This is a genomic window from Intestinibacillus sp. NTUH-41-i26 (genome assembly GCF_032769475.1).
GTDB lineage: Bacteria > Bacillota > Clostridia > Oscillospirales > Butyricicoccaceae > Agathobaculum > Agathobaculum ammoniilyticum.
Genome location: NZ_CP136477.1, coordinates 1640496 through 1653038, shown reverse-complemented (window position 1 = coordinate 1653038; position 12543 = coordinate 1640496). Strand labels below are relative to the sequence as shown.

Here is a 12543-nt window from a genome sequence, read left to right as displayed (position 1 = left end):
AGTTAGCTTTCTTTTTTATTATTGTCCTGTGCAACAAACGGCCCCTCTCATGGCCTACAAGTGAGATGGTCAAGCGAGATCCTGGGGCAGCACCTTCACATAGGTCTGCGCCTTGTCAAACTCCGGGTAGTGGTAGCGCCACTTGTCGTAATCCTCTTTGGAGATCTCACCTGCCTCCAACATGGCAGCGGCCTGCTGCCAAGAACAGAGCATTTCGTGCAGCCGGGCGGCGTCCTTGTTCTTTCGCACATCGACTTTCAGGCAGATTTCTCCATCCATCTCGCTGATCTTGAGTCCATAGTTGTCCTCCAGGGTAAACAGCGTGTACATCAGCCCTACATAGGAGTCTATGTCAGGGACAGAAAGCGCATGGGGTGAGATATCCAGTACCTCAGCCAGGGCAGCGGTCAGGTCTGCCTTTGGGGTTCTTGATCCTGTTTCGTACTGTGCAAGGCGCACATCGGCAGACTTCTCCGGGAAGCTTAGCGCCATACCGAGATATTTCTGTGTCATCCCCCGCAGGAGACGGAAAAAGTGAATTCGTTCACCAATCGCCATGCGACCAACTCCAATCTATGATCGTTTCTATTTGAAACATAGCATATTTGTTTAGTTTTGTTAAGATTATCTAAGCAAATAAGCTTAGATAACGAAGCACAAAAAATATTACGCTAGTTTTTTAGTTATAAAATTGAGAAAAAGTGGCAGCAGAGGGTGATGAGGTCTTTATGAAAAACAAAATCAGCAAGCAGAAATAATCAACAAGGTAAGGAAGGTACTTACTATGGCAAATCAGATTTTTATGCGTGTCAACGAAGTGGCAGAGAAGTTGGGGATCTCCATCCCCTTTGCCTATAGGATCATGCGACAGATGAATGAGGAAGTGGCAAAAAACGGCTGCATCACCGTTGCCAGTCGAATTGACAGAAAGTTTTTCCATGAGAAATTCTATGGTACAAGATCTGAGACAGAAAGGAAGGAGAAATAATTATGGCAGCGTTCAAAAATAAGGACAATGGAACCTGGTATATTCAATTCCGTTACACCGATTGAAAGGGCGAACGCCAGCAGAAGCTCAAGCGCGGCTTTGCCACCAAGCGAGAAGCGCTGGAATGGGAACGGGAGTTCCTGATAGAAAAACAGACTGATGTGAATATGACCTTTGAGAGCTTTGTTGCTCTCTATGAGAAGGACATTAAACCCAAGCTGAAACTTAATACCTGGCTCACCAAGGAGGGGACACTATCCGTTGGCAAAATGAAATTCGGGAATTGAGGGACTGCTATGGCAAACCTCTGTCGAAAACTTACCTTAAGACAGTTCACAATCAGCTTAGCGCAATTTTCAACCATGCTGCCCAATTTTACGGTCTGAATATCAACCCTGACCGACAGGCTGGCAACAGGGGGGCAAAGGAACGAAAGGTGATGCTGTTCTGGATCCGAGAGGAGTACATCCGGCTTTTTGAGGCCATGATGGACAAGCCGTTGTCTTTCTACGCCTTTGAGGTATTGTACTGGTGCGGTGTCCGTGAGGGTGAGCTGTTGGCTCTGACCCCGTCGGACTTTGACTTTGAAAAGCGCACTGTTACCATCAATAAGTCTTACCAGCGGCTCAATAAGCAGGATGTGATCACTACGCCTAAGACACCCAAGAGTAACTGCGTGATCCAGATGCCACAGTTCCTTTGCGATGAGTTGCAGGACTACATCAAACAGCTCTATGGAGTGGAGCTGGACAGCCGGATGTTCCCCATCAACAAAAGCTATCTTCATCGGGAAATGGACTGTGGCTGTAAGCAAACCGGGGTGAAACGAATTCGTATACACGATTTGAGACATAGCCACATCAGTTTGTTGATCGATATGGGCTTTACCGCCCTGGCTTTTGCAGAGCGTGTGGGACATGAAAGTATCGACATCACATACCGATACGCCCATCTGTTCCCCCACCCGTCAGGTGGAAATGGCTGACAAGCTGGATTTGCTAAAAAATGAGAAGGGAGTGTAAGAAAATGTCTAAGAAGAACTACGACAACCACAACCGCTGAAGAAACAAGACGGTGGCTTTCCGAGTGTCGGCGGAAGAGGATCTCCAACTGGAAACCCTGGTGAAGCTCACCGGCCTGACCAAGCAGGACTACATTATCCGGTGGCTATTGGAACGAGATGTGGTGGTGCAGGGCAACCCCAAGGTTTACAAAGCCCTGCGGGATCAAGTTGGCAACAGTGCTGGACGAACTCCACCGGATCGAAGCCGGGCAAGGCGTAAATGAGGGACTGTTGGACACCATTCAGATGATCACAACCATTATGAAAGGAATGCAGGAGGGTATTGCCTATGATTGATGAAGAAAATGACCACCCAGGACTCATCTGTTGGCGCAGATGATGGGCAGTCAATCTCCAAAACTTACGAAAATAGTATACCCACTTCCGGGCAAAAAAGCAACGATGAAATTGTAAACTCCTAGGACAGTCTGGAAGAAATGTACCGCAAGATGCAGCGCATGACAGACCCTTGATACCTGCATACACTCACAATGACAGAGCTGTTCCAAACCACCTATAAGAGTAGGCAACCGGTGGTGGAAGGTCTGCTTTACGCAGGGGCATATATCCTAGCCGAAGCACCCAAAATCGGCAAGTCCTTCCTGGTGGCCCAAATCGCCTACCATGTCAGCACCGGGTAGGATTTGTGGGGGGTACAAGGTTCATCAGGGGACGGTACTTTACCTTGCGATGGAAGATGATTTTCAGCATATCCAGAGCCGGATGTTTATGATGTACGGTGTGAACAATCCCCCCAACCGCCACTTCGCTACCGCCGCCGGAAAGATCGGGAATGGGTTGAATGAACAGCTGAAGAATTTTGTGCGGGAGTACCCGGGCACCAATCTCATCACCATTGACACTATGCAGAATATCCGTGAGGTAGGCGGTGAAGCGTACAGTTATGCCAGCGACTATGAGATCACCGGCAGAATCAAACAGTTTGCTGATCAACATGTTATCTGTGTGCTGACAGTCCACCACACCCGAAAGCAGCAGGCAGATGATTCCTTTGAGACAATCTCTGGAACTACGGGATTGCTGGGCTGTGCAGATGGGTTCTCTGCTGATGCAGAAGAAAAAACGCACGGAGCTGGACACTACCAAAAAAGTTGTGGGGCGGGATCAGCCGGATCAGATTCTCTATTCGAAGAAGGATCCGCAGACCCAGATTTAGAATCTGGAACGCATGGAAAACGAGCTGTATAAAGAGCGCCCAGCCCCGGTGCTGGATGCGGTTGCAAAATTGGTTTCCCTTGAGTGCCGAGCGTGGGGCGGGGGCGCGACGGTGAAAATGATACCGTCAAAAACACCGTCGCTATCGTCGCAACCGTCGCGGAAAGGAAATGAACATGAAAAGTGTACAAATCCCCTATGACCTTTTTGTAACTTTGGTGGAGTATCATCTGACCTATGACGATGATTATGCCGAGGAAATCATCAAGAGGTGGAGCAAAAGTCGGACGCGATGGTGCGGCATGAACTGTATGCAAAATATAAGACTACGCCCACCGCCGAAGAACGGGAGCAGGCCCGACAGGAATAACTAAATAAGCGCGGAGTATTCCCAGATTTTCGATGGTAAGATAAGCTTCCGTTTGAACTAATTTCACCGACGAAATTAGCGCAAAAGTTTTTCTTTATATTGGTAAGAACAGGAGTGTGGCACGCTCCTGTTTTTTCTGGCAAAAGGATAGGGCTGACAGTAGTTTAAAAAAAGAAATTCCGCTAAAAGGTATCCCTGATGAGGTGGTGTTTTGCCATCCCATTATACAGGGGGTGCCTCATTTTAGGGCACCCTATGCCTTGAAACAGGACACAGGGTGTGGAGTAAAAGCGAAGGATGGGTAGGCATTTCGCCCACGCATCTAGCGATGGCTACTGTGTTTCGCGGTAGCCATCAGGAAGTAAAGGAGGAACTATTTGTTCCATGGAATCTTAAAGGGAACGGTGTTTCGCAGAACGAGCAGCCACAGAATGAAATTCTGCGTTCAGAAGGGGCTTGGGGGCGCTGCCCTCAACGTAAGCGTCAAATAAAGCAACGGATTGTTGGTAGAGGTAGAGTGTGAGAAAATAAGGATAAAAGTTGCAGTGGATAGCATTAAGGGAAGTCAAAGGAAGCAGAGGAGCTGGGAAAAATGACAATTCGGGAAAGACATCGGGAGCAGCAAGTGGCCCAATGGACGGAGCTCGTACAGGAATGCCGGAGCAGCGGGCAAACAGTAACGGGATGGTGCGATGAACGGGACATCAGCACAAAGACGTATTACCGATGGGAGAAAAGAGTATTGCAGCGAAGTGGCCACGGGATAAAAAAGGTGGAAAGAGTACCGGCAGAAAAAAAGGCGGCTGAATTTGTAGAGCTGAGAGTGAGGAAGGAAGGGATGTGGAACAGGGAGTTTCTTCAGACTGCTCCAGAGGGGAAACAGTCGGCAGTAACAGTGGTGGTAAAGGGGCGAGGGATAGAAGTTGAGATTTATGCGGGAGTGGAGCTGCCGGTGATAGAGGCGATCTGCCGATCGGTGTGCCATGCTGAATGATTTTCGCGGCGCGGAAAAAGTGTATATAGCCTGTGGGTACACAGATCTGCGGAAAGGGATCGACGGCCTGGCGACATTGGTACAGCGGCAGTTCCATCTGGACCCGTTCAGCAATACGCTGTTCCTGTTCTGCGGTTACCGGCGGGATCGGATCAAGGGGCTGTATTGGGAGGGGGATGGATTTGTTCTGGTATATAAGCGGTTAGAAGCAGGCGCCTTCCAGTGGCCGCGGAACGGAGATGAGGCGCGCCAGTTGACAGGCCAGCAGTACCGCTGGCTTATGGAAGGGTTAAAGATCGAACAGCCCAAAGCGCACAAAGCGGTGACTGGCCTGAGTATGATATAGCGTTGAAAAATCGGATGCTATTTTCCTCGAAATCCCTTGAAATGCTGGTGTTTTAAGGGGTTTTGTGTTATAATGAGAATATGAAAAATGAAGTGAATATTATCACAAGCAACACGGAAATGGTGACCATTTCCCGTGCGGAATATGAGTCTCTGAAGGCGGAAAGAGACGAGCTGAACCAGAAGCTGGACTGGCTGATGGAGCAGATGCGTCTTGCCAAAAAGAAAGTCTATGGGGCATCGTCCGAGCAGACGAAGGAAGAACTGGCAGGCCAGTTGAGCCTGATGTTTGATGAAACGGAAGCGTGGCTGTCTGCTAAAAGGACTTCCGTAACGGAGAGCAAGGTTGTTGCCCACACCCGGCAGAAGCGGTCTTCCCGTGTGGAGGAGGTACTGCCGGACAATGTTCCTGTTGAGGTGGTAGAACACCGTGTCCCGGAGTCTGAGCGTAACTGTCCTGAATGCGGTACACTCATGACGGAGATTGGGAGTGAGGTTCGCCGTACTCTGGTGATGATCCCCGCCCAGGTGAAGATCCGGGAAGATGTTTATTTTACATACGCCTGCCAGAACTGCAAGCAGACGGGGACGGAAACACCTGTCCTGAAAGCCGAAAAAGAGCCTCCCCTGATCTCAGGCAGCTACGCCTCCCCAGAGGCTGTGGCTCATATCATGGTCCAAAAGTTTGTGATGTACGCTCCGCTGTACCGGCAGGAACAGGAATGGAATCGGGCTGGGGTGATGCTCTCCCGGCAGACGATGAGCAACTGGGTGTTGCGGGTGGCGGAGGATTGGCTGCGGCCCATCTATGACCAGATGCACCAACAGTTGCTTCAGCGAGAGGTCCTCCACGCGGATGAGACGACTCTGCAGGTGCTGAAACTGGAAGGGCGGACGGCCAGGAGCAAGTGCTATATGTGGCTGTACCGGACCGGTGGAGACGCCGGGCACCCCATTGTCCTGTATGAGTACCAGCAGAGCCGAAAGGCGGAGAATGCCGAGGCGTTCCTCAAGGGCTTTACGGGCTGGCTCCATGCTGATGGTTATTCCGGCTACCACCGATTGCCGGAGAACATCCGGGTGGTTGGCTGCTGGGCGCATCTGCGGCGAAAGTTTGACGAAGCGGTGAACGCCTTGCCAAAAGAGCAGCAGACGGGCTGCGCGGCGTTGGAGGGACTGCAATACTGCAATGTTCTCTTCGCCATTGAAAAGGAACTGGCGGATCTGCCGCCGGAAGAACGGTACAAACAGCGTCTGATCCGGTCCAAACCGGTGATGGACGCTTTGTTGGCATGGGCGGAAACAAAAACCGCCCCGCCCAAGTCCTCTTTGGGAAAGGCGCTGTATTATCTGCGGGAGCAGTGGCCATATCTAAAATGCTTTTTGGAGGACGGGCGGCTGGAAATAAGCAACAACCGGGCAGAACGGAGTATGAAACCCTTTGTGATGGGGCGGAAGAACTGGCTGTTTGCAAATACGGAAGGCGGGGCCCAGAGCAGCGCCATTGTTTACAGCCTGATTGAAACGGCCAAGGAAAACGACCTTGACCCATACCGGTATCTGGTCTATGTGCTGTCCAGGGCGCCATCTATGGCCGTGGCTGACAGAGAGTGGGCCACAAAACTGACGCCGGATCTTGTTCCGGTGCAATATCGCAGGGGCCAGGAGGACTCTACAATATAGGTTTTTTAATGGACTGACCGAAAGGCCGGTCCATTTTTTTCGACATTTTCCACCAAAGGGGAACTACAGAGCCTCACAGGTAATCCCTTCCATCCCTTATGCTTTGCATGAAGGGAGGTGAGGAAAATGGAAGCAAGCTTTGATGGAGCAAAACTGCGCGAAGTACGCAAAGACCGAGGCAAGACACAAGCGATGCTGGCCGTAAAAATGGGCACTTCTATTCGCCATGTACGAGCCTTGGAGACCGGTGAGAAGACAAACCCATCCGCATGTCTTCTCTGTAAAGTAGCCGTGGCTTTGGATGTCCCGATGGAAACATTTATGCGGATCCAGCCAGAAGAAGGGGATGAACTTGTATAAAGCAAAAGGAGATGAAACCTTGCCCTACCTAAATGCGACTTGTGATCTGTTGTACAGCCTTGGAGTAACCGCGAATTATAAGGGGTTTCTTCATACTACCTACGCAGTGTCTCTGTGTATGGAACGGCAAGACAGGCTTCTGTTGGTAACAAAATGGCTTTATCCTGATGTTGCCAGGAGATATGGGACGAACTGGAAGGCAGTGGAACGTAATATCCGAACCGTATCCAGGATTGCGTGGATACGCAACCGCGTACTCCTGGAATCCCTTGCGCAAAGGCCTCTTGACAGGCATCTATGTTCTACCGAATTCCTCGCGGTTCTTTTCCATGCGGTTTACTCCGCTGAATTCCAGGATCTTTCTTCATCTAAATCCTAAATCCCATTTACTGTCCAATCTCAAAGGGCGCAGGTTGCAAATTTACCTGCGCCCTTTCTCTTGGCTTATTTTACGCTTACACTTAACCAGCATGGAGCGCTCTGTGGCAGAGCTGCGTCGGGTCGAGAACGAGTGTGGTGTGGCCCCAGTCATTGTTATGGAGTCTACCTCTCACTACCATCTCATCCTATTCCAGTTTTTCTGCGAGGCCGGGTATGAGGTGATTGTAGTCAATCCCATTCAAAGCGGTGCGTTGAAAAACATCAATGTCCGAAAAGTAAAAAATGATAAGGTGGATGCCTACAAGATTGCAATGCTTTATCGGCTCAAGGTCTTGCGAAAATCCCAAGTTCCCGTAGACAGTTTGCGAGGGCTACGGCTGCTCTGCCGCCAGCGTGCGGAACTTATGAACGACGTAACAAGCTACAAAAACCGACTAGCTGCATACTTGGATCAAATTTTCCCTAGCTACGATAAAGTATTTTCGGATGTAGGTGGCGCTGCCTCAAGAGCTGTTTTGCGGGAATGTCCTACTCCACAGATCTTGCTGTTAAAAAGCGAGAACGAACTGCTCCGTATAATTTGTATTGCCGGATATAAAGGCCACACTTTTGGAGTGAAAAAGGTGGAAAAACTTCGCCATGTTGCCGAGGACGCCCTGCGGCTTGGCCTTTACGCACCAGGAAATGCGGCTGTGGTTATATCCGCCGTTGCTATGCTGGACGCTTTGTTGAACGGTATATGGGAAATCGAACAGGCTATCAAAGCATTGATCATTCAGGAACCGTTTATCCAAAAGAATATTGCACTTTTACAGACCATCCCTGGGATTGGCCCCCACAGTTCCATTGCGCTCCTTGCTGAAATCGGAGATTTTACCCTGTTTCAAAAGCCCAAGCAGCTTGTGGCTTATTTCGGCCTTGATCCATCCCAGCGGCAGTCCGGTATGTTTACAGGCTCCAAAATGAAACTATCTAAACGTGGTTCTTCCTATGTCCGAGCCTTGCTTCATTTGGCTGCCGTTTCCTCTGTTGCACCACACAAAAATCAATCCCCTGCTAATCCAGTGCTCTTTGCCTACTACCAAGAAAAATGTAAGACAAAACCACCACGAATTGTTATGTGTGCTCTGATGCACAAGCTCTGTAATATTATCTTTGCCGTTCTCCGCGACCAAAAACCGTTTGAGTTGCGTCAACCGGAGCAACACGCTACTCGGCTGGGGCTGTTTTCTGTCGCATAACATAAATACCCTTACAGGCCCAGCTACCACTGGGCCTTATTGTCATGTTCGTTTTTCTCCCAGACCTAAAATCTGAAATTTCTCTTGACTTTGCTTAACTGGTCTGGTAGTGCGCACCCCTGAAAATGCCTTGGAAATCAAGGGTTTGCGCTTCCTGGAAGTTTGTCCGCATAGCGGCCAGCCTGCAAGGTAAAATAATTTCATACTTTGCAGACAGGAGGCTACGAAATGGAAGATTTCAAATTGACGGTGGAGCGGATCGCGGCCTATGGCCGCTATTTGAAACAGGAGGAACGAGCTTCGGCCACGCTAGAAAAGTATCTGCGGGATGTGCGGGCCTTTGCCCTCTGGCTGGATGGGGAGGCCGTTACCAAGGAGGCCGTGACCGGCTGGAAAGAACGGCTGCTGGCAGAGCGCCGCGCTCCCTCCACGGTAAACGCGGCCTTGTCCGCGCTCAACGGCCTGTTCCGTTTTCTCGGCTGGGAGGGATGCAGGGCAAGGTTCGTCAAGGTACAGCGGCGGCTGTTCCGTGACCCGGCCCGCGAACTCACCCGCCCGGACTATGACCGGCTGATTGCCACGGCGCGGGAGCTGGGCAAGGAACGATTGGCGCTGGTGATGGAAACCATCTGCGCTACCGGCGTCCGGGTGAGCGAGCTCCGCTATCTCACCGTGGAAGCCGTTCAGCGGGGCCGGGCGGAAATCTCCCTGAAAGGGAAAGTCAGGGTGATCCTCATTCCCACCAAGCTGGCACGGAAGCTCTTGAAATACGCCAAGAAAAACAAAACCGCTTCCGGCGAGATTTTTCTCACGGGAAACGGTAAAAGTCTTTCAAGGCGGCAGATATGGGCGGAAATGAAACGGCTGTGCGTCAGGGCGGGGGTGGAGCCGTCCAGGGTGTTCCCCCATAATCTCCGGCACCTGTTCGCCACGGCCTACTACCGGGCCTACCGGGATATTGCAAAGCTGGCGGACGTGCTGGGGCACAGCTCCATTGAAACGACCCGTATCTATCTCCTGACCTCCGGCGAGGAGCACCAGCGCCAGCTTGACCGCTTGGGGCTGGTATCATAGGCAGAGTTAACATTCCGCCCCAAACAAAACGGTTTTTCTACCTGCGGGACTACATATACAAAGTAATTATATCATTCCTGTCCTTGAAAAGCAAGGAAGTTCCTAACTTTTGGGCGTGAAAAAGCCAGCCGCAAAAAGAAGATTTTTTTGCGGCCTGGTTTCGTGCGTCCCCTGCTCTCCTTTCACGGGAGCAGGGGACGCTTATTTTTTGCGTTTGGCCTTTCCAATGGACACATGAGCACTAAAGCTGTGTGCGGAATGTTAATTCTGACTGCTGAGAGGTAATGGGTATGCCAGAGGAAAAGATACAGGGAAGGTCCGGTTTCCCTGAGAATACAGAACGCTCCCACAGGCTCGGCCTGTGCCTGACAGACGAGCTGGAGCTGCGGTTCCTGGAAAACCTGCGGGAGCATGGGCGGACAAAAGATACCATCAGCGTCTACCGCCGCAACCTCTCCAGGCTGCGGAAAAGTCTGCCAGAGGACAGCAAACTGGATCCCGCATTTCTTTCTAACTGGCAGTCCGAGTTATTGGAGCAGGGCTATTCCCCGGGCACCGTCAATAGCTGCACCGCCACCGTCAACAGCCTTTTGGAGTTCGCAGGACGGCAAGACCTCCGGGTAGAACAGGTTTCTCCAGACGAGAATATACCTTTGCCGGAACTGACCAGAAATGAATATCTTCGGCTGCTCCAGACGGCAAAGCTGCTGGGCAAACGCCAGACCTATCTGCTGGTGCTGCTGTTCGGCACGATGGACCTGCCGCTTCACACCTTGTCCCGCGTGACTGTGGAGGCTGTGCGGGAGGGCTGGGTACTTGTTCCGAGCAGGCTGCGCGTCCCGCCCTGTCTGCGGGCGGAGCTGCTGGCCTATGCTGGGGAGCAGGGGATCGGGAGCGGCCCTATATTCTGCACTCGGTATGGTAGGCCAATGGACCGGGGGAATATCAATGTCCGTCTCCAGTCCTTGTCCCGTGACGCGCGGGTATCGCCGGAAAAATGCAATCCCCGGTGCCTGCGGAAACTGTGCGTTGCCACGCAGGCGGGCATCCGATCCAGTTTGGAACTTCTGATTGAGCAAGCCTATGACCGGCTACTGGAAACGGAGGCTTTGACTGTGGGATGGAACGAAAGCGAGGTGATGGAACGATGACCTTTGAAATACCGCTTGTGGACGCGCTTTCTATTCAAGCGGACTGCATGTATTTATCTGATCTGCGCTATCTGGACAAATGGCAGCGGGTGCGGCTGGCCCGAATATTGGAGCAGTTGCCAGCCGACGCCGCTTCTCTGGAAGAATGGAATAATGCGCTGCAATATCTGGCACAGCAGCCACCGGAAGAAACGGCGGCGGCCGCACGGGAGCGGCTGATCCAATCATCATCCTCTCTTAATAGGGGAGGGACGAGCTTGGGGACACTTTGTCCCCAAGCCATGACAAAAGAAAAACAGGAGGACTTCACTACACGAAAAAAGCGAATACTGTCATGCTTGCTGTGTGCAGTCATGGTTATTGGGATTTCTCAACGATTGCCTTGGCAGCCGGGCGCATGGTACTATCTGGCGGTATAGGAGGCTACCAACAGCCATGATTTCAACCGCGAGGGAGATGTGCATGGGCATTGGACCAAGCTGACCGCTGACCCAGATTGGACGAAGTATCAAACTAACAGATAGGACGGGAGACAAGGGTAAACCATACGAAGTTGGGAGGCTTCGGCCCCGGCTTCTCCGAGCCTTTCGCTTCGGCGGAGGGTTCGGAGAAGCTCATAAAAAGAGAAAAGGAGCTGTTGCTTATTCACTATGCGGCAGAAACTTAATTTCCACCATAAAATACCGGAACGAGGGATGCCTATGGCTATGGCCTTGGGTTAGTATCTGAAAACTGTATAGCTCCCACAAAAGAGCCCGCAAAGGCCGTTCAGGTCTTTGCGGGCTTTCGTTATGTCGGGTTATGGAAAAGTTTTTGGAATACCCCCGTATTTTGCTGGTTTCTCCCGCAGCCCATAGCATCCCCCGTTCCCGCTGTTCTTTCGGCCTGCATCCTCTTTTTCTCTGTCACCGTTCCGACAAGCTCCCCTGCTTTGAGACAAAGTGTCCCGAAGCCCGCTGCCGCTCACAGATAAATCGACTGTAGAAGTGAATGGCGTAGATAGAGGAAAGCCTTATCTGAAATCTTTGACTACATCATAAGATCATTTCAGATAAGACTTTTCCATTGTATATACTAGCGCATGATCAATCCATACAACATTGTGTGCAGCAATTCATGTGCTTTCTGCTCAGCATCGGGTACCGAATCCTCACGGATATAGACCCCCAGAAAATTTACAAACGCCCGAAACTGCGCAATAGCTTGATCAAGCGTCAGGCGATCGGCCAGATTTTCTTTTTGCAGGATGGTGCGCAATGCATGATCGTTAAACTGGTCAAACTCCTGTCGGCATTTTGCAATCTGTTCGGCCAAATGGCTTTGCGGATATATCAGCACATCGTAAAACAACTGACGATGCATCGGATGCTTCTGAAAAAAATCTATGCGCATGGCAAAGTATTGGTCGATCGTCAGTGTGGAGAGATCAAGCTGCCCACGCAGGAAATTCGTCATTTCCTGAAACAAAAGAGATATGCAGTCAAGATACAGTGCATCCTTGTTTTCATAATAATGATATAGCAGTCCCTTGGAAATGTTTCCTCTGGTGCAAATCTGGTTGATACCGCTGCCGGCATATCCGTGCTCGGCAAATTCGGTAAACGCGTGCATGCGGATCATGCTGCGGCTGCGCCGGCTTCGTTCTGCCTGCTTCATAATCCATCACCTCTTGGTTACAGTATAGCAAAATTTCTATGATACAGCAATACAGGAATTG

General features: G+C 50.9%; 13 protein-coding genes and 2 pseudogenes. 13 read left to right on the top strand and 2 right to left on the bottom strand.

What is annotated here, in order from left to right; genetic code table 11:
- Nucleotides 1–69: 69 nt before the first annotated feature.
- Nucleotides 70–558 (bottom strand): helix-turn-helix domain-containing protein, encoded by a 489-nt coding sequence (locus tag RX717_RS08470; protein ID WP_107630425.1) that lies wholly within the window; start codon nt 556–558, stop codon nt 70–72.
- 226 nt (nt 559–784) lie between these two features.
- Between RX717_RS08470 and RX717_RS08465 the strand changes: the two genes are divergently transcribed.
- The 13 genes and pseudogenes from RX717_RS08465 (at nt 785) to RX717_RS08400 (ending at nt 11245) form a co-directional block, all read left to right on the top strand.
- Nucleotides 785–988, top strand: a complete 204-nt coding sequence (locus RX717_RS08465; RefSeq protein WP_107630426.1) for a transcriptional regulator — start codon at nt 785–787, stop codon at nt 986–988.
- 2 nt (nt 989–990) lie between these two features.
- Nucleotides 991–2010 (top strand): annotated as a pseudogene (locus RX717_RS08460) (site-specific integrase).
- A 52-nt stretch (nt 2011–2062) separates the two neighbouring features.
- Nucleotides 2063–2348: pseudogene (locus tag RX717_RS08455) on the top strand (plasmid mobilization protein).
- 393 nt (nt 2349–2741) lie between these two features.
- On the top strand, nt 2742–3260 hold the full coding sequence (locus RX717_RS16015) for a helicase RepA family protein (protein ID WP_242977785.1): 519 nt from the start codon (nt 2742–2744) through the stop codon (nt 3258–3260).
- 929 nt (nt 3261–4189) lie between these two features.
- The gene (tnpA, locus tag RX717_RS16010) at nt 4190–4591 is read left to right on the top strand and encodes an IS66 family insertion sequence element accessory protein TnpA (RefSeq protein WP_054328539.1); all 402 of its coding nucleotides are present in this window, start codon (nt 4190–4192) and stop codon (nt 4589–4591) included.
- Nucleotides 4581–4937: an IS66 family insertion sequence element accessory protein TnpB gene (tnpB, locus tag RX717_RS08435; protein ID WP_054328538.1), complete on the top strand. Its 357-nt coding sequence runs from the start codon at nt 4581–4583 to the stop codon at nt 4935–4937. Before tnpA ends, tnpB begins: the two co-directional genes overlap by 11 nt.
- An 80-nt stretch (nt 4938–5017) precedes the next feature.
- A complete protein-coding gene (gene tnpC / locus RX717_RS08430) occupies nt 5018–6619 on the top strand; it encodes an IS66 family transposase (protein ID WP_316960201.1) in 1602 nt (533 codons plus the stop codon).
- Nucleotides 6620–6745: 126 nt separating this feature from the next.
- Nucleotides 6746–6979, top strand: coding sequence for a helix-turn-helix domain-containing protein (locus tag RX717_RS08425; protein ID WP_054328537.1), 234 nt, complete (start codon nt 6746–6748; stop codon nt 6977–6979).
- The gene (locus tag RX717_RS08420; protein WP_316960200.1) at nt 6921–7358 is read left to right on the top strand and encodes a sporulation initiation factor Spo0A C-terminal domain-containing protein; all 438 of its coding nucleotides are present in this window, start codon (nt 6921–6923) and stop codon (nt 7356–7358) included. The genes RX717_RS08425 and RX717_RS08420 overlap by 59 nt, the downstream gene beginning before the upstream one ends.
- A gap of 103 nt (nt 7359–7461) precedes the next feature.
- Complete coding sequence (locus tag RX717_RS08415) at nt 7462–8601, top strand: IS110 family transposase (RefSeq protein WP_316960199.1); 1140 nt, start codon at nt 7462–7464, stop codon at nt 8599–8601.
- Nucleotides 8602–8829: 228 nt separating this feature from the next.
- Nucleotides 8830–9675: a tyrosine-type recombinase/integrase gene (locus RX717_RS08410; RefSeq protein WP_316960198.1), complete on the top strand. Its 846-nt coding sequence runs from the start codon at nt 8830–8832 to the stop codon at nt 9673–9675.
- Between the two features lie 290 nt (nt 9676–9965).
- Nucleotides 9966–10826 carry a tyrosine-type recombinase/integrase gene (locus tag RX717_RS08405; RefSeq protein WP_316960197.1) on the top strand — a complete coding sequence of 287 codons (861 nt, stop codon included), beginning with the start codon at nt 9966–9968 and terminating at the stop codon, nt 10824–10826.
- Entirely contained in the window at nt 10823–11245 is a 423-nt protein-coding gene (locus RX717_RS08400) for a hypothetical protein (RefSeq protein ID WP_316960196.1), read from the top strand. Before RX717_RS08405 ends, RX717_RS08400 begins: the two co-directional genes overlap by 4 nt.
- A 655-nt stretch (nt 11246–11900) precedes the next feature.
- On the opposite strand, the gene RX717_RS08395 is transcribed toward RX717_RS08400, so the two are convergent.
- Nucleotides 11901–12482 carry a TetR/AcrR family transcriptional regulator gene (locus RX717_RS08395; protein ID WP_107630430.1) on the bottom strand — a complete coding sequence of 194 codons (582 nt, stop codon included), beginning with the start codon at nt 12480–12482 and terminating at the stop codon, nt 11901–11903.
- Nucleotides 12483–12543 lie beyond the last annotated feature (61 nt).